Raw genomic sequence first — 24,167 nt, 5'->3', positions numbered from 1 at the left:
CACCGGTCAAAGTACCGGACGCGCCCGGGACGGGTCCGTCGCGCCCGGCCCGCCGCCGGCGGCCGCGTCCCGGCCGAGTTCCGTGCGCAGCGCCGCCTGCCAGGCGGTGGTCAGGCCGGCCGGGTCTCCCCCGACGGTCTCCGCCAACGCGGTCGGGAGCGGTTCGCGCCCGGCCCGTTCGTACAGCGCGATCAGCGCGGCCTCGCCCCATTTGTCCGCGACGAGCCGGCAGGCCAGCCAGGCGCCCTCGTACGCCCTGGCCTGCGCCTGCGGGTCGCCGCCGAAGGAGAAGGCCTCGTCCGGGGGGAGCTCGGCGGGGACCTCGCCGCTCCGCACGGCCCGCGCGAGGGCGGGCGCGGCCTCGGCCGGGCTCAGCCCGGTGTCGCGGTACGCCACCCAGTCGGCGAAGCCCTCGGACAGCCACAGCGGGGTCCTGGCGGTGGTCGCGGCGCGCGTGGCGACATGGGTGGTCTCGTGGGTCAGCAGGATCCGCCGCCCCCGTTCGGACAGTTGCGCGTACCCCTCCGGGTTGACGACGACCCGGTCGGCGGGGGCCGGGCCGCCCCCGGTGCGGCCCGTGGTGACGGCGCCCAGGCCCTGGTAGGCGTCGGCCGGTCGGCCGAGCAGGGCGGCCATCGCGTCCAGGGAGCCGGGGACCAGCACCACCACCCGCCCGGCCCACTTCACGGGCCGGGCGGAGGACACCGCGGGCACCGCCCGGTCGACCTCGGCGGCGATGCCCGACAGGGTCCGCGGGCTCTGGCCGACCCCGAGGACCAGCGTGTGCGCGCCCCGCGCCACCAGCGGTTCGCCCTGGTCCCACAGCTGCGGCAACGCCCCGGGCGCGGGCCGGTCGCCGTCGACCCGCCAGCCGGCCGGGACCCGGGTGAGCCGCACCTCGCGGTCCGCCTCGGTGGGGGCGTCGTCGTGGCCCGTGAGGCCGTAGCGCAGTCGGGCGAGCGCGGTGGCCCGGTCGCCGTCCCGCCGGATCGAGGTGACCTCGTACGACCAGCCCTCCAGCGGGATCCCGGCGAGCCGTGCGGGCGGGGCCGCGGACCAGTCGGCGACGGCCCGCCGGACGTCCCGCCCGTCGACGCCCGCCGGGGCGGGCGCCGTGCATCCGGCCACCGCGAGCAGGCACGGCAGCAGGACACGGACGACGACGCGGAGCAGGGGGGGCACCGGCCGATCCTACGCAGCGCGCCGGCCGGCGCCGGACCTACGGCCGGGTGACCGAGGACACCGGCATCATCCCGACCGGGTCGTAGCGGACCCGGGCCCCGGGGTACGGGGCGTGGACGACCTGTCCGTTGCCGACGTACATCCCGACGTGGCTGGCGTCGGATCGGTACGTCACCAGGTCCCCGGGCTGGGCCTGCGAGAGCGGGACCTGCCGGCCGGCACCGCGCTGGGCCTGGGAGGTGCGCGGCAGGGAGACCCCCGCCTGCCGGTACGACCACACCATCAGCCCGGAGCAGTCGAAGCCGGAGGGGCCGGTGGAGCCCCACACGTACGGGCGTCCGACCGCGGCCCGGGCGGCCATCACGGCGGTCATGGCGCGGCCCGAGGCGTGCCCGGGGGCGGCGGCCGGTTCGGGCAGCGCGCCGGGGCGGCCGCCGGAGCGCGAGGACCGCTCGAAGTCGGCTCGTTCCGCGGTGGGCATCTCGTTGAGCAGCCTGCGGGCGGCGGCGAGCTTGGCGGTGACGGAGCGCTTGTGCCGGGCCACGTCCGCACGCAGGGAGTCGAGCTCGGCCAGCTTGTGGGAGGCCTCCTGGCGCTGCTGGCCGAGGCGGCGCTGCTCCTCGCGGAGTTCGCCCAGTTGGCGGGCCTGACGGCCGCTGAGCCGGTTCAGGACGGCGGCCTTGTCCAGATAGTCGTCCGGGTCGTCGGAGAGCATCAGCTCGACGGTGGGGTCGAGGCCTCCGGAGCGGTACTGGGCTCCGGCGAACGTGCCGAGGACCCCGCGCATGGTGTTGATCCGGTCCTGGGCGCGGGCCACCGCGTCCTGGGACCGACCGATGTCGGCCCGGAGCCGGTCGGCCTTCTCACCGGCCTCGTTGAACCGTTCGGTCGCCTGCTCGGCCTCCTCGAAGAGCCGGTCGACCTGCGCCCGGGTGCCCGATGGGGGCTCCTGCGGGAGGCCGGGGGCCGCACCGGCGGGTGCGCCCGTCATGGCTACGGCGGCGGTGGCCGCCGCGGCGGTGAAAACGGTGACCTTGGTGTTCCGGTCGAGGCTGGTGAGCCCGGGCCGGCGATGGGACGCCACGTGGAACCGCTCCCTTCCGCTGCGCGGGGCCCGGGTCCGCCCTCCGTGGACGGCCGTGTGCCGGGTTCCGCGCTGGCAGACAGTAGCCGCGCGACCACGCCCCGACCAACGACCGTCGACGGGCCCGCATGACGGCGCCCCGCCTCAGACGCAGGTCATGGGCGGGGCGTGCGGTCGGAGCGGGGCCCGTGAATTCGCCCGGATGGGCGGTGCGCGGGCGCGTCCCGGGTGGGAGCGGGAGGGGTCAGATGCGGACGCCGAACTGGAACGGCATGTTGTCGATCGACTCGTACTTGACGCCGCCGCGCGGGTTGGAGGCGTGCAGGGTCGTGTTGTTGCCCGCGTACAGGCCTACGTGGTGCAGGTCGCCGTAGAAGAAGACGAGGTCACCGGGCTGGAGCTGGCTCCGGCTGATGCGGGTGCCCTCGTTCGCCTGGGTGTAGGTGGTGCGGGTGACGGAGACCCCGGCCTGCTTGTAGGCCCACTGCACCAGCCCGGAGCAGTCGAACGCGCTGGGCCCCTCGGCGCCGGATATGTAGGCGCTGCCCAGCTTGGTCTTTGCGGCGGCCAGCGCGGCGCCGGCCCGGCCGGACGCGTTGGCGGGCGGTGCGGCGGGGGCGCGTTCGCCCTCGCCGCGGGCGGCCTCGCCGGCCTTCGCCTCCTCGTCCTTCAACTGCCTGCGCTCCTGCGCGGTCAGCGTGTTGAGGAGGGCCTGGGCCTCGGCGAGCTTGTCCTGGGAGGCCTTCTTCTTCTCGCCGAGCTCCTTGCGGGTGGCGTCGAGGTCGGCGAGCTTGCCCGAGGCCTCCTGGCGCTGCTGCGCGAGGGTGCGCTGCTTGGCCTGGATCTTGCCGATGGCGTCGACCTGCTTGCCGCTCAACTGCTGGAGGGTGGCGGCCTTGTCGAGGTAGCTCTCGGGGTCGGCGGACAGGAAGAGCTCCACGGACTGGTCGAAGCCGCCGCCGCGGTACTGGGCGGTGGCCATCGAACCGAGCGTGTTGCGCAGGGTGTTGAGCTCGTCCTGGCCGCGCGCGACCCCGTCCTGGAGCTGGGCGATCTCCTTCTCCAGCTTCTCCTGGCGCTCCTTGGCCCCGTTGAACTTCTCGGTGGCCTGCTCGGCCTCCTCGTAGAGGGTGTCGACCTTGGTCTTGACCTCGTCCTTGTTCGGTTTGTCCGGGGCGGCCACGGCCGAGTGCGAGGAGAGCGCGACCGCCGCGGCGGCGGTGGCGGTGAGCACGGTCACGCGCGCGCGGGCCGGGTGCTTGGGTCGACGGTGGGACGCCACGGAGACGAGCTCCTTCCTCGGACCGCCGAGGGGGAACGCACGCCCGGCGACAACCCCGTCGCCACTCGAATGAGTGAACTACCGCACGAAGGTTTGAGCAGACCCTAGTGACACGCGCTTGATCACTTCAAATACCCGTACGGAAAAATCCGCCGCCCTGCCCGCTTCTTTACCAACGGCGCACGCTGCGTGCCGGCGGACTGACGGTACGTCCCCTCCGGGCACCACCAATCCCGGCATCACGCCCAGTAGTTACGAAACACGCGAAAGCCTCTTCAGGAGCAGAGCGGACGTCACGGGTCGGGCTCCCGCCTTCGCGACCCCGTCGGCCACCTCCCGGTCGGTGGAGACCACGACCACCGGACGGCCCGGCGGCTCGGCCCGCACCAACTGGCGGATCAGCTCGTCCGCCGTCACGCCGGCCTTGGAGAACAGCACCCGCACCCCGCGCGGCGGGGCGAGCAGCACCGGCGCCGCCAACTCCGCCCCGTCGAAGACGCAGGTCATCTCGGCGCCGGTCTGCGCGGCCAGCATCGACAGCCCGCCCAGCAGGCGCAGCCGCTGCTTCTCCAGCGGCATCGTCGGATAGCCGGTCTTCGTCACGTTGTAGCCGTCGACCACCAGATGCGCCTGGGGCAGCGCCAACAGCTGGTCCAGCAAAGCCGGATCGGTCTCCGACAGGGCCCGCGCGGCGATGTCCTTCGGGGTCATCCGGCCCGGCTCCACCGCGTCCACGGTGTCCGCGGGACGGGTGTTGACCGGCGGCAGCGCCAGCTCGCGCCGCAGCCCGGCCGCCGCGTCCAGGACCGTGTCCAACAGCAACCGCAGCCGCATGTCCTCGATGCTGCGCCCCTCCCGGGTGGCCCGGCGCGAGATCTCCAGCGCCGACTCCACCTCCGCGAGACGGGACTTGAGCCGCCGGGACTCGCTCTCGGCGGCGGCCACCTGCGCGGCGGCCTCCCCCCGGATCCCGTCGATCTCGGCGCCCACCTTGCGCAGGGCCGCCTCGCCGCGCTTGACGTCGCTCAGGGCGCTGCGCAGCTTGCGCTGAAGCGATTCGGCTTCCTTGCGGGCCGCTTCGAGGTCGGCGCGCACCTGCTCGCCGCCCGAGCGCTGCAGCTCCCGCACCTGGGCCAGTTCCTCGCGCAGCCGCTCCAGTTCGCGCCGCGTCTCGTCGCCCACCCGCTCGGCGTCGGCGCGCTGCGCCTCCTCGCCCGCGGAGGCCACCAGCTTGACCCAGCCGGCCGGGCGCAGCACGTAGGCGGCCGCCGCGACGTCGAGCGGGTCGGCCGCGGCGGGCGGCGCACCCGACTCCAGGGCGCCGGTCAGCTCCGGCTGCGCCTCGCGCAGCTTCTCCGCGACCCGGCCGCGGAAGACGGCGTCCGTCTCCACGGCGGCGGCCATGGCGTTGCCCGCGAACTTGGCGCGCCGGGTCGGGGTGAACCGCGCGTACTGGCGCAGCTGCGCCGGGAGGTCGGCGACCGTCAGGCCGCCGAAGGCGTCCGAGACGAGCGCGACGACCCGGCGCCGCACGCCTTCGGGCAGCGGGCGGTCGAGCACCTCGGCGGCGTCGCCGGCCTCGTCGGCCGGCTCAGCGCCGCTTGCTGGCTCCACAATCCGTCACCCCTACCGTGATCTACTGTGGGCCCGGCTCCGTCAGGAGTCGGTGCCCGGCCTGTCCACGAGCTCGATCTGGTCCACAGCGTTGCACCAGCGGCAGCGGACCGACTCGATGGTCTCACTGACCACCTCGCGTTCCTCGACCTTGGGCTCCCCGGCGAGGTCCAGGTGGACGTATTCCACGACCTTCGACGATCGGGTGACGTCGAACCTCGTGAGGTTGCCGCACAGGGTGCAGCGCCACCGGGTGGTGTCGGTCGGCAGGGGAACCGTCATCAGGCCGCTCTCTCCTTCGTAGCTCATTCAATTAAAGCCTTCCGCGGCGGTCGACGGACCGCGCACGTAACCCTACGGCCTGGCACCACCCTCGAGGGGGTCCACCTGCGTCATGCTCTGTCGCATGATCGTAAGGTGGCGGACCGTCCGCGAGGCCGCCCGGGGCCCGGTGATCACGTACGCGCTGATCGCCGGTTGCTGCGTGGCGTTCGTCCTCGGCCCGGCGTCGGGCCTCAACCCCTCCTACGGGACGGGTGACCGGCTGACCGAAACGGGCACCGCGTACTTCCGGCACTGGGGCGTGGTCCCGGACGAGTTGTTCTCGGGAGCCGCTCGACCGCTGCTCACCCCGCTGACGGCGCTCTTCGTCCACGGCAGTTGGCTGCACCTGCTCGGGAACATGCTCTTCCTGTACGTCTTCGGGGCGATGACGGAGGAACGGATGGGCCGGGCGCCCTTCCTCGTGTTCTACGTCTGCACGGGGTACCTCGCGCTGGCCTCGTACGCGGCCGCCAACGCCTCCTCGGACCAGACCCTGGTCGGCGCGTCCGGCGCGATCTCGGCGGTGCTCGGCGCGTTCCTCTGCCTGTTCCCACGGGCCCGCGTGACGAGCCTGTTCCCGTTCCTGCTGTTCCTGCCGCTGCGCTTCCCCGCGTGGATCGTGCTGCTGTTCTGGTTCGGCCTGCAATGGCTGGCGGCGCAGCGGGCGGAGAGCGGCCCCGGGGTCGCCTACCTGGCCCACGTGGTGGGCTTCTCCCTGGGCTTCCTGTACGCGTGGGCCCGATATCGGCGTACGACTAGAGTGGGTCGACCAGTGACTGCCGGCGAGGGAGACAGCCAACCGTGATCACCGCGATCGTGCTCATCAAGACCAGCGTGGACCGCATCCCCGAGATCGCCGAGTCCATCGCCCAGCTGGACAGCGTCAGCGAGGTCTACTCCGTCACCGGGACGTACGACCTGATCGCGCTGGTCCGCGTCGCCCGCCACGAGAACCTCGCGGACATCATCCCGGGCCGCATCAGCAAGATCCCCGGCGTCGAGGCGACGGACACGCACGTCGCGTTCCGCACGTACTCCCAGCACGACCTGGAAGCCGCCTTCGCGATCGGCCTCGACGCGTAGCGTTCGGAGCGCGGGCAACGCCCCGCCCACCCGGGCGGGGCGCCCTCCCCGGAGCCGGAGCGGGGTAGCCCCGCGGGGACGGCGCGAGGTCCCCGTCCCCTCCGCAGCCCCCGAACACCTCGCACTCGGCGGCGCGGACGAAGGCCGGGGCCTCCTGCGGGGTACGGGCCCGGCGGTACACGAAACTCCTGCCCGTACTCGTCCCCGTACGTCACGAGCCGCCCCCGACCGGTCGCGCGGCACCTGGGCGCGGGGGTTTCCCACCGGGCGGCGGCCTGCCGACAGCCGCGGAGCGCGGGTATCGGCGGTCCCGGTACGGCATGGCACGAGCGATGTCAGACGGCCGGGACGCAGCGGCCCTCTTCGGTGCGGTACTGCCACTTGGCACCGTCCGCGACGAGTTCCTTCACCGCGCGGACGAAGCGCTCGACGTGCTCGTCGGGGGTGCCCGCCCCGAAGCTCACACGGATGGCGTTCAGCGAGCGCTCCCCCGGCGCGGCCTCCGGCGCCCCGCACTCGCCCGGCTCCTGCGGCTCGCTGCCGAGCAGGGTGCGGACCAGCGGGTGGGCGCAGAAGAGGCCGTCGCGGACGCCGATGCCGTACTCGGCGGACAGGGCCGCGGCGAAGTGGGAGCTGTTCCAGCCGTCGACCACGAAGGAGATGACGCCGACGCGCGGGGCGTCGTCCCCGAACAGGGACAGCACGCGGACGGCCGGGACCTCGGCGAGGCCCTCGCGGACCTTGGCGATGAGGTGGTTCTCGCGGGCGACCAGGTTCTCGAACCCGGCCTCCTTGAGGGCCTTGCAGGCGGAGGCGATGGAGTAGACGCCGATGACGTTCGGGGAGCCGGCCTCGTGGCGGGCGGCGGTGGTGTGCCACTCGACGTCGACGCCGCCGTCCTCGCGGCGGGCGACCTTGCGGGAGGCCCCGCCGCCGGCCAGGTACGGGTCGGCCTCCTGGAGCCAGTCCGCGCGGCCGGCGAGGACGCCCGAGCCGAACGGGGCGTACAGCTTGTGGCCGGAGAAGGCGATCCAGTCCACGTCGAGGTCCCGTACGGAGACGGGGTGGTGCGGGGCCAGCTGGGCGGCGTCCAGGACGATCCGGGCACCGTGGGCGTGCGCGGCGGCGGCGAGTTCCTTGACCGGCCACAGTTCGCCGGTGACGTTGGAGGCGCCGGTGACGCAGACCAGTGCCGGGCCGTAGGGCTCCCGGTCGGCGAGCGCCCGCTCCAGGGTGGCGACGGCCTCGCCGGGCGTGCGGGGGGCGTTGAGGTAGGTGACGCGTGCGTTCGTCCAGGGCAGCAGCGAGGCGTGGTGCTCGGTCTCGAAGACGAACACCTGGCAGTCGGCCGGCAGGGCCGCGGCGAGCAGGTTGAGGGAGTCGGTGGTGGACCGGGTGAAGACCACCTGGTCGGCGGGCCGGCAGTCGAGGAACTCGGCGACGGTGACGCGGCTCTGCTCGAAGAGGTCGGTGGACAGCTGGGAGAGGTAGCCGGCCCCGCGGTGGACGCTGCCGTAGTAGGGGGCGTACGCGGCGACGTCGTCCCAGACCCGCTGGAGCGCGGGGGCGCTGGCCGCGTAGTCCAGGGCGGCGTACGTGACCTCGCCGCCGGTCACGAGCGGGACGGTGACGTCGCGGCCGAGCACGGCCAGCGGCTCGCCGCAGGCGGGTACGTCGAGGCACGCGGCGGTGGTGGTGACGGCGGCGTTCAGGGATGCGGACATGGCGGTATCTCCCGGCAGGCAGGGCGGAATGGCTTCGGAGTGCCCGTACGCGGATGCGGCGCTGCGGCCGTCGGGGTACGGGAAAGCCCTCGGAAATGACACGGGGTGCACGGAAGCGACCCTGGTCCGAGGGGTGAAGTGGGGGCGGAGTCGCCCTATCGCATTCGCTTGCTCACGGAAAACGCTCCTCGAGAGACCAGGACCCCTGGTATCGAGGGATCCGCGCTTGCCGTAGACCTCGCTGCCTACGGCCTGGTCATCACCCGGGGCACCCCGCCACGGAAGGAGGGTTGCCGGACAGCAAGCCGGGGCCTAAACGCTGTCACTCGTGACCTGGTCAGAATCCTGCCACACGATCTCCCGTGCGCAAGACCCCGGTCCACGATGCGGACCGGGGTCTTGGCCGAAACCGCGCCTCAGGCGTTGCTCGCCCTCACCCAGCGCTCCAGCGCGGCGCGAGCGGATCCCGAGTCGATGGACTCGGCCGCCCGGGTCACGCCCGCCGCGAGCCGCTCCTCCAGGGCGCCCGTCCCCGGGTCGAGCGCCACCAGGGCGGCGGCCGAGTTCAGCAGTACGGCGTCCCGGACGGGGCCGGTCTCGCCGGCCAGCAGCCGGCGGGCGACGTCGGCGTTGTACGAGGCGTCCTCGCCGCGCAGCGCCGACACGTCGACGAGAGGGATGCCGATGTCGCGCGGGTCGAAGGCCGACTCGGTGACCGAGCCGTCCCGGACCCACCACACCCGCGAGGTGGCGGTGGTGGTCAACTCGTCGAGGCCGTCGTCACCGCGGAACACCAGCGCGGAGGAGCCCCGCTCGGCCAGCACGCCGGCCATGATGGGGGCCACCCGGGGGTCGGCGACGCCCGTCGCCTGGGCCCTCACCTTGGCCGGGTTGGTCAGGGGGCCGAGGAAGTTGAACGTCGTCCGGATGCCCAGTTCCTTGCGGGCGGCCGCCACGTGCCGCAGCGCCGGGTGGAACTTGACCGCGAAGCAGAGCGTGATCCCGGCTTCCTCGACGACCTCCGCCACCCGGGCCGGGGTGAGGTTGAGGTTGACGCCGAGCTTCTCCAGCACGTCGGAGGAGCCGCTCGCGGAGGACGCGGCCCGGTTGCCGTGCTTGACGACCTTCGCGCCCGTGCCGGCCACCACGATCGCCGACATGGTCGAGATGTTGACCGTCTTGGCGCCGTCGCCACCGGTGCCGACGATGTCGACGGTCCGCCCCGGGACCTCGATCAGGTTGGCGTGTTCGTACATGGCGCGCACCATGCCGCTGATCTCCGCGACGGTCTCCCCCTTGGCCCGCAGGGCGACGACGAAGCCGGCGATCTGCGCGTCGGTGGCCTCGCCCCGCATGATCTGCTCCATGGCCCAGGCGGTGTCGTCCGCACCGAGGTTCCGGCCGGTCAGCAGAGCGTCGAGGATGCCCGGCCAGCCACGGGCCGCCACGCTGTCGCCGCCTGCCGGGGTCACAACGTTCATGGTCCGCTCCTGCTGCCTGGTGAGGTTGCCACGTCGAATGGGAAGGGGACCAGCCTATCCAGCCCCGGGGACGGCAAAGAGCCCCGTCCGGACAGTGGACGGGGCTCTCGCCGTGGCGACACCAGGATTGACCGAAATCAATCCCTCAAGCGGTCGTGCGGGGGATCAGTGGTGGCCGTGGCCGCTCTGGATCTCCTTGTACTCCTCCACCGTGGGCTTCGGGATCTGGTTGCCCTCGGCGTAGTAGCTCTTGCTGAGCTTCGCGCGCAGCTTCTCGGTGGCCTTCACCTTGCGCTCGACGCCGTTCTCGTCGACCGTCGGGCCGATCTCGACCGGCTCGTACGTGTTGTACGAGGTGAGCGTGTGGAGCTGGCCCTGCGGGAGCGGCTCGTGGATCTCGACGAACTCACCGTGCGGCAGGCGCTTGATGATGCCGGTCTCGCGACCGTGCAGCACCTTGTCCCGGTCCCGGCGCTGGAGGCCGAGGCAGATCCGCTTGGTGATGACGAAGGCGATGACCGGGCCGACGAAGAAACCGATCCGCGCGAACCAGGTGATCGAGTTGATCGAGAGGTGGAAGTACTGCGCGAACATGTCGTTTCCACCGGCGATCAGCAGGATGACGTACCAGGTCAGCCAGGCCACACCGAAGGCGGTACGGGTCGGGACGTTGCGCGGGCGGTCCAGGATGTGGTGCTCGCGCTTGTCGCCGGTGACCCAGGACTCGACGAACGGGTAGACCGCGATCGTCGCCAGCACCAGCGGGAAGATCACCAGCGGGACGAACACGCCCAGGACGAGCGTGTGGCCCCAGAGGTTGATCTCCCAGCCCGGCATCGCACGGATGAGGCCCTCGGAGAAGCCCATGTACCAGTCGGGCTGCGCGCCCGTGGACACGTGGTCCGGAACGTACGGGCCGAGCGCCCAGATCGGGTTGATCGAGGCGATGCCCGCGATGGCCGCGATGATGCCGAAGACCAGGAAGAAGAAGCCTCCGGCCTTCGCCATGTAGACCGGCAGCAGCGGCATGCCGACGACGTTGTTGTTCGTCTTGCCGGGGCCCGCGAACTGGGTGTGCTTGTGGTAGAAGACCAGGATCAGGTGGGCGACCAGCAGGCCCATCATGATGCCGGGCAGCAGCAGGATGTGGATCGAGTAGAACCGGGCCACGAAGTCGTGGCCGGGGAACTCCCCGCCGAACAGGAACATCGACAGGTACGTGCCGACGACCGGCACGGACAGGATCGCGCCCTGCATGAAGCGGACACCGGTGCCCGAGAGCAGGTCGTCCGGCAGCGAGTAACCGGTGAAACCGGTGAACATGCCGAGGACCAGCAGCAGGAAGCCGAAGATCCAGTTGATCTCGCGCGGCTTGCGGAACGCGCCGGTGAAGAAGACGCGCATCATGTGCACCATCATCGCCGCGACGAAGATCAGTGCCGCCCAGTGGTGGATCTGCCGGATCAGCAGACCGCCGCGGACGTCGAAGCTGATGTCCAGGGTCGAGGCGAAGGCCTCGGACATCCGGACACCCTGCATCGGCACGTACGAGCCGTGGTACACGACCTCGTTCATGCTCGGGTGGAAGAACAGCGTCAGGTACACACCCGTGAGGATGATGATGATGAAGCTGTAGAGGCAGATCTCACCCAGCATGAAGGACCAGTGGTCCGGGAAGATCTTGCGCATGTTGGCCTTGGCGAGGCCGTAGATGCCCAGGCGGCCGTCCGCCCAGTCCGCTACGCGCTCGCCGGCAGGCGCTTTGCGCCCCGTCTTGTTGTCTGTGGCAGTGCTCATCCGCGCTCCCAGAATGCAGGACCGACGGGCTCTTCGAAGTCGCCGTGCGCTTCGAGGAAGCCCTCGTCATTCACGCCGATCCGCAGCTGCGGAAGCGCGTGACCGGCCGGGCCGAAGATGACACGGGCGCCGTCGGAGAGGTCGAAAGTGGACTGGTGGCACGGGCAGAGCACGTGGTGCGTCTGCTGCTCGTACAGGCTGATCGGGCAGCCGACGTGGGTGCAGATCTTGGAGAAGGCCACGATGCCGTCGTGGGACCACTCCAGTTCCTTCTTGTCCTTGATGTCCTCCGGCTGGATGCGGACGATCATCAGGGCGGCCTTGGCGATCTGGGACATGTAGTCGTGCGCGTCCTCCTCCAGGCCCTCGGGCTTGGCGAAGGTCAGCGAGCCGACCAGGATGTCCTCGGGACGCAGCGGCTCCATCGTGTTCTGGTTGATGAGCAGCTTGCCCTTGGCCCAGATCGTCTTGCGGAGCTTGTCCTCGGGCAGCGGGCCCAGGTCGCGCAGCAGCATCACGCCGGAGAGCGGCACCAGGGCCAGCGCGCCGAGCAGGGTGTTGCGGATCAGGGGCCGGCGGCCGATGCCGGACTCGTTCGCGCCGTCGGCGAAGTCCTGCAGGACCTGCGCCTTGACCTCCGGCGGAGCGGCGATCTCGTGGCGCTCGGCGGCGACCTCGACATCGGACATCAGGGTGCGGGCCCAGTGGACCGCGCCCGCGCCGATGCAGAAGAGCGCCGTGCCCAGGGTGACGCCGAGCGCGAAGTTCAGCGCGCTCACCTTCCCGATGGGGAAGATGTAGACGATCTTGTCGACCGGGAAGATCACGTACGAGGCGATGAAGGCGACCGTGGCCAGCATCGACAACGTGAACAGCATCGCGACGGTGCGCTCGGAGCGCTTCGCCGCCCGCTCGTCGATGTCCTGGATACGGGGCTTGTGGACCGGCAGGCCCGGGTCGGCGAACGGGTCGTCCGCGACCGCCACGCCACCGTGGTGCGCGTCGCCCTGCTCGCTCGGCAGGTGCTTCTCTTCGGGAATGTCTTGGCTACTCATGACTTCTTGGCCTTAGCGGTGTGGGCCGCGACCCAGACGGCGACAGCGATCAGCGCACCCAGACCGAAGATCCAGCCGAACAGACCCTCGGAGACGGGGCCGAGGCCACCGAGCTTCAGACCACCGGGGTTGGTCGACTTCTCGCCGTTGACGTTCTGGAGGTACGCGATGATGTCCTTCTTTCCCTGCTCCGGCATCGTGCTGTCCGGGAAGGAGGGCATGTTCTGCGGGCCGGTGAGCATGGCCTCGTAGATGTGCTTCGGCGAGACGTCCTCGAGGTTCGGGGCGTACTTGCCGTTCGTCAGGGCGCCGCCCTCGCCGGTGAAGTTGTGGCACTGCGCGCAGTTGTTGCGGAACAGCTCACCACCCTTGGCGATGTTGGCCCCGGCCGGGTCGTACTGCTTCTCGGTCGGCGTGATCGGGCCGGCGCCGAGCGAAGCGATGAACGCCGCGAGCTGGTCGATCTGGGCCTGCGAGTAGATGTTCGGCTTCTTCGGCACCTGGGCGCCGGGCTGCTGGGCGGGCATGCGGCCCGTGCTCACCTGGAAGTCGACGGCGGCGGAGCCGACGCCCACCAGGCTCGGGCCGTCAGAGGAACCCTGACCGCCGGTACCGTGGCAGCTTGCGCAGCCCACGGCATAGAGCTTCTTGCCCTCCTCGATGGCGAGGGACTGGGCGGTTTCGTCGGCCTGCGCCTTGCCCGCGGGCGCGAAGGCGGCGTACAGCCCCCCAGTGACCGCCAGCGCGAAGAGTAGAACGACGACCGCCGCCAGCGGATGGCGTCGTCGTGCGGAGAGCTTTTTCACGGATTACCCCGGTGTCAGGATCTTCTGCGTCGGTGTTTCTGGATGGAGTGCCGAGCCGGGCCCGGCGACGTGTTCGCTACTTGATCAGGTAGATCGTCGCGAAGAGGCCGATCCAGACGACATCGACGAAGTGCCAGTAGTAGGACACGACGATGGCCGACGTGGCCTGTTCGTGGGTGAACCTCTTGGCCGCGTACGTCCGGCCGAGGACCAGCAGGAAGGCGATGAGACCGCCCGTCACGTGCAGACCGTGGAAGCCGGTGGTCAGGTAGAAGACCGAGCCGTACGGTCCGGACGAGAGGGACATCCCCTCGTGCTTGACCAGCTCGGTGTACTCGAACACCTGGCCGCCAATGAAGATCGCACCCATGACGAACGTGATGATGAACCACGATCGGAGCTTCTTCACGTCACCGCGCTCGGCGGCGAATACGCCGAGCTGGCAGGTGAGCGAGGAGAGCACCAGGATCGTCGTGTTCGTCGCCGAGAAGGGCAGATTCAAGGCCGAAGCCTGCTCTGTCCAGTACTCGGCACCCGTCACGGATCGCAGGGTGAAGTACATCGCGAAGAGGGCCGCGAAGAACATCAGCTCGGAACTCAACCAGATGATGGTTCCGACGCTGACGAGGTTCGGCCGGTTGACCGTCGGGTGCGCGTGCCCGGTATCTACTGTCGTTGCTGTCGCCACGACCGACATTATGTCGGTCGCTTATCCCGCCCTCACCCCGGGGGGTGCCGTTCGGAGTGTCAGGGGGGTGTGCAAGGCCCGAACGGCCCATCAGATCGTCCTTCCGGTGGCTCGGGCGGGGCTGTGCGAACCGATGTTGACAGCGGGTCGGACGGAGTAGCATCCCGCGCATCATCAGCGTGATTCACGGACACGTGGAGGAACGAAATGCGGGCGACTGCGCGGGTTCTGGTCTACAGCGACGACGCGGGCACCCGGGAGCAGGTGCGGCTCGCGGCCGGTCGCAGGCCGGCGGCGGACCTGCCGCCGGTGGAGTTCCTGGAGTGCGCGACGCTTCCGGCGGTCCTGACGGCACTGGACGAGGGCGGCATCGACGTCTGCGTGTTGGACGGCGAGGCGGTTCCGGCCGGGGGCATGGGCGTGTGCCGGCAGATCAAGGACGAGATCTTCCGGTGTCCCCCGGTGCTGCTGCTGATGGGGCGTCCGCAGGACGCCTGGCTGGCCACCTGGAGCCGCGCGGACGCCGCTGTCACCCTTCCGGTTGATCCGGTGGACTTCCCGGAGGTCCTGGCGGGTCTCCTGCGGCCCCGGCTGTCCCTGGACGCGTAGAACGACCCGGAAGCCCCACGAGCCCCTCAGGGACGCTCGTGGGGCTTCCGGTCGGCTTCCTAGACGGTCGGGCGCAGGCGGGCCTGGTCGATGGGACTGCGGCCTTCCTGGGTGCCCTTGAGGAGGGCACTGCCCTCCCTCCAGTCCTTCCAGTCCATGTTCCAGTCGCCGAAGCCGTTGCCGAAGATGTCCATGTCGTCGCCGATGCTGTTGATCACCTTGACGATGTCGCCCTCGGTGATGTTCTCGTAGAACCAGGCGGCGTTGCCGGTGCTCATGCCGGTGCAGCCGTGGCTGACGTTGGCGACGCCGTGCGAGGAGATGGACCACGGCGCGGCGTGCACGTATTCACCACTCCAGGTGACACGGGTCGCCCAGTAGACGGGCAGGTTGTAGTACTCGCTGCCGCCGATGCCGACGGTGTCGCCGCGCATCTGGACGTAGTACTGCTTGCCGAGCACCACCTTGATGCCGTTGCGGGTGGAGAAGCCGGGCTTGCCGGTGGTCACCGGAAGGGTGGTGACCACTTCCCCGTTCCGGCGGAACGTCATGTAGTGCGAGGCGGCGTCGGTGGTGACCTCCACCCGGTCGCCGAAGTCGATCTTGAGCGGCTTCGAGGCGGCGCCGTGGAGTTCGTCGGACACCCGGACGCCCTCCAGGTTGCTCCGTACGGTGACGCTGGTGTTGGCCGGCCAGTAGTCCTTGGGCCGGTAGTGGAGGTTCTTGTCGTCGATCCAGTGCCAGGCGCCCTCGACGCCGTCCGCCGCGTCGACGACCAGGGCCCGTTCCACGACGGCTCTGGCCGCCTTGTCCTTGACGGGTTCGTTGAGTTCGGCCGTGATGGGCTGGCCGACGCCGTACTTGCCCTCGTCCGGGCCGAATTCGACCTTGAGGACGCCGTCGGCCGGGGTGGTGTCGAAGGCCAGCGTGCGCTGCCCCGGCTCGCCGCGCTCGTTCTCCGTGGTCACGGTGACCGCGTAGTGCACGCCCGCGGCCATGGAGCCGGTGCTGTGCCAGCGGTCGCCCTTGGCGGAGAGTTCGCCCGCCAGGCGCCGTCCGTGGGTGTCCACGACCGTCACGTCGGTGATCCGGGACTCGTTGCCCTTGAGGGTGACTTCGAGGGGCTTGTCGGGGTCGGCGGGGCGACCGCCGGGGGCCAGGTTGAAGGCGACGTGCTCGCCCGCGTCGTACGGGCGGACTGACAGCGGGTTCTTCTCGCCGGACCCGCATGCGGTGGCTCCGGCCCCGAGGGACGCGACCAGCAGGGAGCAGCTGAGTACCGTCCAAAGACGCGGTGAGTGCTTCATGGAGCCAACGCTATGAAGATATGACAATTACGGCGCGCGGGATGACTGCAAACGAGGGGCCCGGACTCCTCCGAAGAGGTGTCCGGGCCCCAAGTGGTGCGGCTTCGCCGCGGGTGTCGCGGGTCCTACTGGTTCTGGTTCTCACCGCGGTAGTACTCGTACACCCAGCCCCACAGACCGATCAGGATGATCGGGGCCGAGAAGTACATGAGCCACCAGCCGAAGATGACGCCCATGAAGGCGAAGGCGCCACCGATGGCCAGCGAGAGCGGCTGCCAGCTGTGCGGGGCGAAGAACCCCAGCTCGCCCGCCTCGTCGGCGACGTCGGCCTCCAGGTTGTCCTGGGCCATCTCGTCCACGCGCTTGGCCGTGAAGGCCAGGTAGTAGCCGATCATGACGCTCAGGCCGAAGGCCAGGAAGAGCGCGGTGGTGCCGACGGGCTCCTTCGACCACACGCCGTACACGACGGCCATGATCAGGATGAAGAAGGAGAGCCAGAGGAACATCTTGCCCTGGATCTTCACTTGCCGGCCTCCTTGCCACCGGTGACGGCCTTGGTGCCGGCGCCGTGGTCCTCAAGGTGGTCGAGGGCCGCGATCTCCGGGTGGTGCAGGTCGAACGCCGGGGATTCGGAACGGATCCGCGGGAGGGTGAGGAAGTTGTGCCGCGGCGGCGGGCAGGAGGTCGCCCACTCCAGCGAACGGCCGTAGCCCCACGGGTCGTCGACCTCGATCTTCTTCCCGTACTTCGCCGTCTTCCAGACGTTGTACATGAAGGGCAGCATCGACAGGCCGAGCAGGAACGAGCTGATCGTGGAGATCGTGTTCAGCGCGGTGAATCCGTCGGCGTCCAGGTAGTCCGCGTAACGGCGCGCCATGCCCTCGGCGCCCAGCCAGTGCTGCACCAGGAAGGTGCCGTGGAAGCCGATGAACAGCGTCCAGAAGGTGATCTTGCCGAGACGCTCGTCCAGCATCTTGCCCGTGAACTTCGGCCACCAGAAGTGGAATCCGGAGAACATCGCGAAGACCACGGTGCCGAAGATGACGTAGTGGAAGTGCGCGACGACGAAGTACGAGTCGGAGACGTGGAAGTCCATCGGGGGCGAGGCCAGGATGACGCCGGTCAGACCACCGAAGGTGAAGGTGATCAGGAAGCCGACGGCCCAGAGCATCGGGGTCTCGAAGGACAACGAGCCCTTCCACATCGTGCCGATCCAGTTGAAGAACTTCACACCGGTCGGTACCGCGATGAGGAACGTCATGAAGGAGAAGAACGGCAGCAGCACACCGCCGGTGACGTACATGTGGTGCGCCCACACGGTCACCGAAAGGCCGGCGATCGCGATCGTCGCGGCGATCAGACCGATGTAACCGAACATCGGCTTGCGCGAGAAGACCGGAATGACCTCGGAAATGATTCCGAAGAATGGCAGCGCGATGATGTACACCTCTGGGTGCCCGAAGAACCAGAAGAGGTGTTGCCACAGCAATGCGCCGCCATTGGCCGCGTCGAATACGTGCGCACCGAATTTACGGTCGGCCTCCAGCGCGAAGAGCGCGGCGGCCAGCACCGGGAAGGCGAGCAGGACCAGAACACCGGTCAGCAGCACGTTCCAGGTGAAGATCGGCATGCGGAACATCGTCATGCCGGGCGCGCGCATGCAGATGATCGTGGTGATGAAGTTGACCGAACCGAGGATCGTGCCGAAGCCGGAGAAGGCCAGACCCATGATCCACATGTCGGCGCCGATGCCCGGCGAGCGGACCGCGTCCGACAGCGGGGAGTAGGCGAACCAGCCGAAGTCGGCGGCACCCGAGGGGGTGACGAAGCCGGCCACCGCGATGGTCGAGCCGAAGAGGTACAGCCAGTACGCGAACATGTTCAGCCGCGGGAACGCCACGTCGGGCGCGCCGATCTGCAGCGGCATGATCCAGTTGGCGAAGCCCGCGAAGAGCGGGGTGGCGAACATCAGCAGCATGATCGTGCCATGCATGGTGAACGCCTGGTTGAACTGCTCGTTCGACATGATCTGCGTGCCCGGTCGGGCCAGCTCGGCGCGCATGAAGAGCGCCATGATCCCGCCGATGATGAAGAACACGAACGACGTGACCAGGTACATCGTGCCGATGGTCTTGTGGTCGGTGGTGGTGAGCCACTTCACGACGACATTGCCCGGCTGCTTGCGCCGTACCGGCAGCTCGTTCTCGTACGAGTCGGCTGCGGCGGCACCCTGAGATTCGTTGAGGATGCTCACAGTTTGTTGATCTCCGCATTCCGGGCCGGGTCGGTCTGCTTGATGCCGGCCGGCAGGAAGCCGGTCTGACCCTTCTCGGCGAGCTCCTTCAGGTGCTCCCGGTACTTCTCGGGGGAGACGACCTTGACGTTGAAGAGCATCCGGGAGTGGTCGACACCGCACAGCTCGGCACACTTGCCCATGAAGGTGCCCTCCTGCGACGGAGTCACCTCGAAGACGTTGGTGTGACCGGGGATGACGTCCTGCTTGAACAGGAAGGGCACCACCCAGAAGGAGTGGATGACGTCGTTCGACGACAGGATGAAGCGGACCTTCTCGCCCTTGGGCAGGTAGAGGGTCGGCCCCGGGTTACCCGTCTGCGGGTTCCGGTCGCTGGGGACGCCCTTCTGGTAGACGCCTTCGGCGCCCGCCGGGAAGTCCTTGGTGAAACGGTCCGGGATGGAGTCGAGCTCCTTGGGGACCGTGGTCGTCCTCGGCTCGGCGTTCTCGGCCGCACCGGACTGCTTCGGCAGCTCCCTCGAACGGGGGGTGGCCGCGTCGCCGTCGACGTTCTCGATGTAGTTGAAGCCCCAGCTCCACTGGAAGCCGATCACGTTGATCGTGTGCGCCGGCTTGGCGGAGAGGGAGAGCAGCTTCGACTCGTCACGCGCGGTGAAGTAGAAGAGCACCGAGACGATGATGAGCGGGACCACGGTGTACAGCGCCTCGATGGGCATGTTGTACCGGGTCTGCGCGGGGACCTCGATCTTCGTCCGGCTACGCCGGTGGAAGATGACGCTCCACATGATCAGGCCCCACACCAGGATGCCCGTGATGAGAGCGGCCGCCCAGGATCCCTGCCACAGGGAAAGGATGCGAGGCGCCTCCTCCGTGACCGGGGTGGGCATTCCGAGGCGGGGGAAGTCTTTCCAGGTGTACGAGCAACCAGTGGCGGTCGCCAGGACCACGCCCGCAGTCAGCGCCTGCAGCAGCTTCCGCCGCATCGGGCGCCGCGGCGAGCGGTCGGAGCCGTAGGGACTCACGTAGCGCCTTCCCGAGAGTCTCGGCCCGCGCGGCCGGCCGCGGCCGTGTTCGGGTCGGTCGCCGGCCCTGACGCAGGCAGGGGTTTGGATGTTTATGCGGACCAAACCCTACTGGACGCTATTTGGGGTCGCGCGGGGAGGGTGCCCAACGCGCCGTTACTGACCCCGAAGGGGTGGATCCGCCGTACGGGGGACGGGCCATCCGGCCCTGAATGGCGCGCTCCGGAAGACATCTGACGGCCCCTGACCCGGACGCTCGCGGGGTGGGGGTTAGCGTGGCCCGATGCCGTACTTCGACACCGCGTCCGCCGCCCCGCTGCACCCCGTGGCCCGACAGGCCCTGCAGGCCGCCCTGGACGAGGGCTGGGCGGACCCGGCCCGGCTGTACCGGGAGGGTCGGCGCGCGCGGCTGTTGCTGGACGCGGCGCGCGAGGCGGCGGCCGAGGCCGTGGGCTGCCGTCCCGACGAGCTCGTGTTCACTCCTTCGGGAACGCACGCGGTTCACACGGGCATCGCGGGGGCCCTCGCGGGGCGCCGGCGGGTCGGGGGCCATCTGGTCGTGTCGGCGGTCGAACACAGTTCTGTACTGCACGCGGCGGACGCCCACGCCGCGGCCGGGGGCACGGTGACGGAGGTTCCGGTGGACCGGTTCGGCGCGGTGGGTCCCACCGCGTACGCGGCCGCGCTCGCCCCGGACACCGCGTTGGCCTGCCTCCAGTCGGCCAACCACGAGGTCGGCACGGTCCAGCCGGTGGCGGAGACGGCCGAGGCGTGCGCGGCGGCCGGGGTCCCGCTCCTGGTGGACGCGGCGCAGTCGCTGGGTTGGGGCCCGGTCGAGGGGGCGTGGTCCCTCCTCACGGCGAGCGCGCACAAGTGGGGCGGACCGCCCGGGGTGGGGTTGCTGGCGGTCCGCAAGGGGGTCCGGTTCTCTCCCCAAGGCCCCGCCGACGAAAGGGAGTCGGGCCGCTCCCCCGGCTTCGTGAACCTGCCCGCGGTCGTCGCGGCGGCGGCCTCGCTGCGGGCCGTGCGCGCGGAGGCCGAGGCGGAGGGGGCCCGGCTGCGGATCCTCGTCGACCGGATCCGGCGGCGGGTGGCCCGCTTGGTCCCGGACGTGGAGGTGGTGGGCGACGCCGAGCGCCGGCTCCCGCACCTGGTCACCTTCTCCTGTCTGTACGTCGACGGCGAGACCCTGCTGCACGAGCTGGACCGGGCCGGCTTCTCGGTGTCGTCCGGCTCCTCCTGCACGAGCTCCACGCTGACCCCGAGTCACGTCCTGCGGGCGATGGGGGTGCTGTCGGAGGGCAACGTGCGGGTCTCCCTGCCGCCGGGCACCACCGCCGATCAGGTCAACGGCTTCCTGGACGTGCTGCCGGGCGCGGTCGCGGGCGTCCGGGAGAAGCTCGGCGTGTCGGAGGCGCCGGCGGTGGCGCCCGTCGCGGACTCCCTGGAGCTGGACGCCCTCGGGCTGCGCTGCCCGCAGCCGGTGATCGAGCTCGCCCGGGCCATCGGCGGCGTGCCGGTCGGGGGGACGGTCACCGTCCTGTCCGACGACGAGGTCGCGCGCCTGGACATCCCCGCCTGGTGCGTGATGCGGGGCCACGCGTACCTGGGGGAGGCGGACCGGCCGGCGGGCGTGGCGTACACGGTCCGACGTCTGGTCTGAGCCGAACGGGACGGACCCGGCCCGCCGGGGAGGCGGGCCGGGTCCGTCATCGGGTGGCGCGGTGCGTCACCCGGTGGTGCCGTGCGTCAGGACGCGAGGTGGGCGCGGACCTCGGAGGCCGCTTCGTCGCCGTACGCCTTGGTGAAGCGCTCCATGAAGTGCGCCCGGGCCAGGGTGTACTCCTGGGTGCCGAGGGTCTCGATGACGAGGGTGGCCAGCATGCAGCCGACCTGCGCGGCCCGCTCCAGGCCGACGCCCCAGCCCAGTCCGGTGAGGAAGCCCGCGCGGAACGCGTCGCCGACGCCGGTCGGGTCGACCTTGGCCGTCTCCTCGGGGCAGCCGACGACGATCGGCTCCTCGCCGACGCGGTCGATGCGCACGCCCTGCGCGCCGAGGGTGGTCACGCGGGTGCCGACCTTGGAGAGGATCTCCTCGTCGGTCCAGCCGGACTTCGACTCGATGAGGCCCTTCTCGTACTCGTTCGAGAAGAGGTACGTCGCGCCCTCCATCAGGGTGCGGATGTTCTCGCCGTCCATGCGGGCGATCTGCTGCGAGAAGTCCGCGGCGAAGGGGATCCCGCGGGTGCGGCACTCCTCCGTGTGGCGGAGCATCGCCTCGGGGTCGTCGGCGCCGATGAGGACGAGGTCGAGACCGCCCACCCGGTCGGCGACGGCCTTCAGCTCGATCTGGCGGGCCTCGCTCATGGCGCCCGTGTAGAAGGAGCCGATCTGGTTGTGGTCGGCGTCGGTGGTGCAGACGAAGCGGGCGGTGTGCAGCACCTCGGAGATGCGTACGGAATCGGTGTCGACGCCGTGCCGCTCCAGCCAGGCGCGGTACTCGTCGAAGTCCGAGCCGGCCGCGCCGACGAGGATCGGGCGGGTGCCGAGCTGACCCATGCCGAAGCAGATGTTCGGGCCGACTCCGCCTCTCCGGACGTCGAGGTTGTCGACGAGGAAGGAGAGGGAGACCGTGTGGAGCTGGTCGGCGACCAGCTGGTCCGCGAAACGGCCCGGGAAGGTCATGAGGTGGTCGGTGGCGATGGAGCCGGTGACTGCAATGCGCACGGCGTGGACGCTCCTGCGGAGGACGGCAAGGGGACAGTCAAAACTACCCGGTCGCGGCACCGCGGCCGACCGGCTGAAACTACCCCGTAGTAGGACTTCCTTCACTCGCCGTGGCGTGCTTAACGTGCCCCCATGACCTACACCGATGGCTTCGGGCACGTCGAGTACGCCGCCGACGCGCGGCCCGGCTTCGCACGTCTGCTGGGCGACTGCGCCCGGATGGCCCCGCACTGGGCGGTCCCGGAGGGACCCCGGCCGGTCCGGGTGGCGCCCTCCGAGATCCACGGCATCAGCGTTCCGGCGGACTCGGCCCGTCTGATCGCCTCCACGGCGGCCTACGGCGACTGAGTCCCACCACCGGAAGGATCTCGGGGGAACCGGTTCGGCCGCTGCCACGTCACACCCGCATCACGTACCGCGGGACAGGCGAAGGAGCGAATCGGTGACCAGCGAACAACCCGACACATCAAGCGCCACACGACGGCGGCCGTCCTGGGCCATCGGCTCGATCGCGGCCGCCGTCCTGCTGGCCGGCGGCGGAACGGCCTACTGGGCGTCGACCGCCCACGGCGGCGGTACCGGTGGCAGCCGTACGGGTGACAGCGCGGCCTCCGCGCCCCGCGAGGCGGCGGCGCCCACGGGACCGGGCATCGCCCCCGGGGAGCCGGACCCCTCCGGCGCCGGTGTGACGTACACGGCCGACGTACCGCTGCCGGAGGCCCCGGGGTCGGCGCCCTCGTTCGCGGCGTCCGGCGAGGTCACCGCGGAGGAGGTGACCCGGCTCGCGAAGGCCCTGGGGATCGAGGGCGCGCCGCGGCTCGACGGTGACGTCTGGCACGCGGGCGAGACGGCCGACGGCACGGGCCCCCGCCTGACGGTGACCCACAAGGCGCCCGGCACCTGGAGCTTCTCCCGCTTCCAGGGCGTCCCGGGCAAGGGCGACGGCACCGGCAACGGCGCGGGCGACGACTGCGTGCGCGGCAAGGACACCTGCGGCCCGGCGACCCTGCCGCAGGGCGGCGCGGACTCCCCCGTCGCGCCGGGCGGCGTCGCGGGCGAGCCGGTTTCCGAGGAGGCGGCCAAGGGCGCGGCGGCTCCGGTGCTCGCGGCCGCGGGTCAGTCCGAAGCCACGGTGGACGCCCGGCTCGTGCAGGGCTCGGTCCGGGTGGTGAGCGCCGACCCGGTGGTGGGCGGGCTGGCGACCCGGGGCTGGTCCAGCAAGGTGAGCGTGGGGGCGGACTCCCGCGTGGTGGCCGGCAGCGGCGAGCTGAAGGCCCCGGTCCGGTCCGGGGAGCAGCCCGTGGTCGGCGCGGTCGAGGCGCTGGCCCGGCTCAACGCCCGCAACACCGGCGACGGCAGCGGCCCGAACCCGAACCCGAGCGGCTGCGCGACCTCGGTCCCGCTGACCCCGGACACGCCCGTGGGGGCGACGGACACCGTGCCGTGCAACCCGGAGCCGCGTCCGATGAAGCCGCCGCGGACGGAGTCCGTACGGGGAGCCGTGCTCGGTCTGGCGCCGGGGACGGTCGACGGCGGCCGGGGCCTGGTGCCGGCCTGGCTGTTCGAGGTGGCGGGCAGGTCCGGCGGGGCGGGCCACACCGTGGTGGAGCCGGCGGCCGCCGAGGGCGGCGGGACTCCGGTGCCCCCGCAGGGTCGCACCGTGCCCGGGTTCTCGTACGCCGAGGCCGACCGGAAGCTGACGGTGAACTTCTGGGGCGGGGCGTGCAGCGCCTACGCCGTGGAGGCTCGGGAGGAGGGCACCTCGGTGCTGGTGAAGATCACCGACACCCCGCACAAGCCGGGCGGGGCCTGCATCATGATCGCGCAGGAGATGTCCGAGACGGTGACGCTCAAGCAGCCGCTCGGTGACCGCAAGGTGGTCGACGCGACGACGGGCAAGCCCCTCCCCCGCCAGTAGCGGCTCGGAGGCGCGCAACGCACGAGGGCCCGGGCCCCGGTCGGATTCGACCGGGGCCCGGGCCCTCGTCGGTCGCGCCGGCGGACGGGCCGCCGGCGCGGCCGGACTAGCTGAACGAGTCGCCGCAGGCGCAGGAGCCGGGGGCGGTAGGGTTGTCGAAGGTGAAGCCCAGCTTATAGATTGTGTAGACGAAGTCGATAGAGGCGCCCT

General features: G+C 70.7%; 22 protein-coding genes, 1 pseudogene and 1 riboswitch. Of the genes and pseudogenes, 6 read left to right on the top strand and 17 right to left on the bottom strand.

Translation table 11 applies throughout. The features are described 5' to 3' along the window. Positions 1-6: 6 nt before the first annotated feature. The 5 genes from ACFVS6_RS39580 to ACFVS6_RS39560 all read right to left on the bottom strand — a co-directional run bounded on the left by ACFVS6_RS39580 (position 7) and on the right by ACFVS6_RS39560 (position 5,444). Complete coding sequence (locus ACFVS6_RS39580; RefSeq protein WP_389711378.1) at positions 7-1,182, bottom strand: hypothetical protein; 1,176 nt, start codon at positions 1,180-1,182, stop codon at positions 7-9. 37 nt (positions 1,183-1,219) lie between these two features. Continuing rightward, positions 1,220-2,266: an NlpC/P60 family protein gene (locus ACFVS6_RS39575; protein ID WP_389711377.1), complete on the bottom strand. Its 1,047-nt coding sequence runs from the start codon at positions 2,264-2,266 to the stop codon at positions 1,220-1,222. A 244-nt stretch (positions 2,267-2,510) separates the two neighbouring features. Next, the gene (locus ACFVS6_RS39570) at positions 2,511-3,548 is read right to left on the bottom strand and encodes an NlpC/P60 family protein (protein ID WP_389711376.1); all 1,038 of its coding nucleotides are present in this window, start codon (positions 3,546-3,548) and stop codon (positions 2,511-2,513) included. A gap of 252 nt (positions 3,549-3,800) precedes the next feature. Continuing rightward, positions 3,801-5,165 carry an NYN domain-containing protein gene (locus tag ACFVS6_RS39565; RefSeq protein WP_389711388.1) on the bottom strand — a complete coding sequence of 455 codons (1,365 nt, stop codon included), beginning with the start codon at positions 5,163-5,165 and terminating at the stop codon, positions 3,801-3,803. A 39-nt stretch (positions 5,166-5,204) separates the two neighbouring features. Next, on the bottom strand, positions 5,205-5,444 hold the full coding sequence (locus ACFVS6_RS39560) for a hypothetical protein (protein WP_007263676.1): 240 nt from the start codon (positions 5,442-5,444) through the stop codon (positions 5,205-5,207). Positions 5,445-5,568: 124 nt separating this feature from the next. On the opposite strand from ACFVS6_RS39560, the gene ACFVS6_RS39555 reads away from it, so the two are divergent. Both ACFVS6_RS39555 and ACFVS6_RS39550 read left to right on the top strand, forming a co-directional pair. Further along, positions 5,569-6,291: a rhomboid family intramembrane serine protease gene (locus tag ACFVS6_RS39555; protein WP_389711375.1), complete on the top strand. Its 723-nt coding sequence runs from the start codon at positions 5,569-5,571 to the stop codon at positions 6,289-6,291. Next, positions 6,288-6,569, top strand: coding sequence for an Lrp/AsnC family transcriptional regulator (locus ACFVS6_RS39550; RefSeq protein ID WP_007263678.1), 282 nt, complete (start codon positions 6,288-6,290; stop codon positions 6,567-6,569). The genes ACFVS6_RS39555 and ACFVS6_RS39550 overlap by 4 nt, the downstream gene beginning before the upstream one ends. A 335-nt stretch (positions 6,570-6,904) precedes the next feature. Here the strand turns inward: ACFVS6_RS39550 and ACFVS6_RS39545 are convergent, their stop codons facing one another. From ACFVS6_RS39545 to ACFVS6_RS39520, 6 genes are all read right to left on the bottom strand, one after another. After that, positions 6,905-8,293, bottom strand: a complete 1,389-nt coding sequence (locus ACFVS6_RS39545) for an aminotransferase class V-fold PLP-dependent enzyme (RefSeq protein ID WP_389711374.1) — start codon at positions 8,291-8,293, stop codon at positions 6,905-6,907. Between the two features lie 217 nt (positions 8,294-8,510). Further along, a riboswitch (SAM riboswitch) is annotated at positions 8,511-8,627 on the bottom strand. A gap of 82 nt (positions 8,628-8,709) precedes the next feature. Next, entirely contained in the window at positions 8,710-9,774 is a 1,065-nt protein-coding gene (trpD, locus tag ACFVS6_RS39540; RefSeq protein ID WP_389711373.1) for an anthranilate phosphoribosyltransferase, read from the bottom strand. Between the two features lie 165 nt (positions 9,775-9,939). After that, complete coding sequence (locus ACFVS6_RS39535) at positions 9,940-11,571, bottom strand: cytochrome bc complex cytochrome b subunit (protein WP_389711372.1); 1,632 nt, start codon at positions 11,569-11,571, stop codon at positions 9,940-9,942. Continuing rightward, positions 11,568-12,626 carry a Rieske 2Fe-2S domain-containing protein gene (locus tag ACFVS6_RS39530; RefSeq protein ID WP_389711371.1) on the bottom strand — a complete coding sequence of 353 codons (1,059 nt, stop codon included), beginning with the start codon at positions 12,624-12,626 and terminating at the stop codon, positions 11,568-11,570. The genes ACFVS6_RS39535 and ACFVS6_RS39530 overlap by 4 nt, the downstream gene beginning before the upstream one ends. Beyond that, positions 12,623-13,432, bottom strand: a complete 810-nt coding sequence (locus ACFVS6_RS39525; RefSeq protein WP_389711370.1) for a c-type cytochrome — start codon at positions 13,430-13,432, stop codon at positions 12,623-12,625. Before ACFVS6_RS39525 ends, ACFVS6_RS39530 begins: the two co-directional genes overlap by 4 nt. A gap of 76 nt (positions 13,433-13,508) precedes the next feature. Continuing rightward, positions 13,509-14,129: a heme-copper oxidase subunit III gene (locus tag ACFVS6_RS39520; RefSeq protein ID WP_281204606.1), complete on the bottom strand. Its 621-nt coding sequence runs from the start codon at positions 14,127-14,129 to the stop codon at positions 13,509-13,511. Positions 14,130-14,327: 198 nt separating this feature from the next. On the opposite strand from ACFVS6_RS39520, the gene ACFVS6_RS39515 reads away from it, so the two are divergent. After that, entirely contained in the window at positions 14,328-14,729 is a 402-nt protein-coding gene (locus tag ACFVS6_RS39515; RefSeq protein WP_281204605.1) for a hypothetical protein, read from the top strand. Positions 14,730-14,788: 59 nt separating this feature from the next. Here ACFVS6_RS39515 and ACFVS6_RS39510 read toward each other — a convergent pair whose 3' ends face one another. The 4 genes from ACFVS6_RS39510 to coxB all read right to left on the bottom strand — a co-directional run bounded on the left by ACFVS6_RS39510 (position 14,789) and on the right by coxB (position 19,312). Continuing rightward, positions 14,789-16,036 carry an Ig-like domain-containing protein gene (locus tag ACFVS6_RS39510; RefSeq protein ID WP_389711369.1) on the bottom strand — a complete coding sequence of 416 codons (1,248 nt, stop codon included), beginning with the start codon at positions 16,034-16,036 and terminating at the stop codon, positions 14,789-14,791. A gap of 125 nt (positions 16,037-16,161) precedes the next feature. Further along, the gene (locus ACFVS6_RS39505; RefSeq protein WP_215140600.1) at positions 16,162-16,560 is read right to left on the bottom strand and encodes a cytochrome c oxidase subunit 4; all 399 of its coding nucleotides are present in this window, start codon (positions 16,558-16,560) and stop codon (positions 16,162-16,164) included. Then, positions 16,557-18,290 carry a cytochrome c oxidase subunit I gene (gene ctaD, locus ACFVS6_RS39500; protein WP_281204603.1) on the bottom strand — a complete coding sequence of 578 codons (1,734 nt, stop codon included), beginning with the start codon at positions 18,288-18,290 and terminating at the stop codon, positions 16,557-16,559. The genes ACFVS6_RS39505 and ctaD overlap by 4 nt, the downstream gene beginning before the upstream one ends. Further along, the gene (coxB, locus tag ACFVS6_RS39495; RefSeq protein ID WP_389711368.1) at positions 18,287-19,312 is read right to left on the bottom strand and encodes a cytochrome c oxidase subunit II; all 1,026 of its coding nucleotides are present in this window, start codon (positions 19,310-19,312) and stop codon (positions 18,287-18,289) included. The genes ctaD and coxB overlap by 4 nt, the downstream gene beginning before the upstream one ends. Before the next feature lie 283 nt (positions 19,313-19,595). Between coxB and ACFVS6_RS39490 the strand changes: the two genes are divergently transcribed. Beyond that, on the top strand, positions 19,596-20,975 hold the full coding sequence (locus ACFVS6_RS39490; RefSeq protein ID WP_389711367.1) for a cysteine desulfurase/sulfurtransferase TusA family protein: 1,380 nt from the start codon (positions 19,596-19,598) through the stop codon (positions 20,973-20,975). Positions 20,976-21,061: 86 nt separating this feature from the next. Here the strand turns inward: ACFVS6_RS39490 and ACFVS6_RS39485 are convergent, their stop codons facing one another. Continuing rightward, complete coding sequence (locus tag ACFVS6_RS39485; protein WP_389711366.1) at positions 21,062-22,039, bottom strand: carbohydrate kinase family protein; 978 nt, start codon at positions 22,037-22,039, stop codon at positions 21,062-21,064. A 132-nt stretch (positions 22,040-22,171) separates the two neighbouring features. Between ACFVS6_RS39485 and ACFVS6_RS39480 the strand changes: the two genes are divergently transcribed. Together ACFVS6_RS39480 and ACFVS6_RS39475 are read left to right on the top strand one after the other, a co-directional pair. Continuing rightward, on the top strand, positions 22,172-22,387 hold the full coding sequence (locus ACFVS6_RS39480; protein WP_281204599.1) for a hypothetical protein: 216 nt from the start codon (positions 22,172-22,174) through the stop codon (positions 22,385-22,387). Positions 22,388-22,481: 94 nt separating this feature from the next. Then, positions 22,482-23,957, top strand: coding sequence for a hypothetical protein (locus tag ACFVS6_RS39475; protein WP_389711365.1), 1,476 nt, complete (start codon positions 22,482-22,484; stop codon positions 23,955-23,957). A gap of 106 nt (positions 23,958-24,063) precedes the next feature. Here ACFVS6_RS39475 and ACFVS6_RS39470 read toward each other — a convergent pair. Continuing rightward, a pseudogene (locus tag ACFVS6_RS39470) lies at positions 24,064-24,167 on the bottom strand (iron-sulfur cluster insertion protein ErpA); the annotation flags it as partial.

Source organism: Streptomyces sp. NPDC057939, assembly GCF_042887545.1.
GTDB lineage: Bacteria > Actinomycetota > Actinomycetes > Streptomycetales > Streptomycetaceae > Streptomyces.
This window is presented reverse-complemented; position numbering and strand designations above follow the sequence as displayed.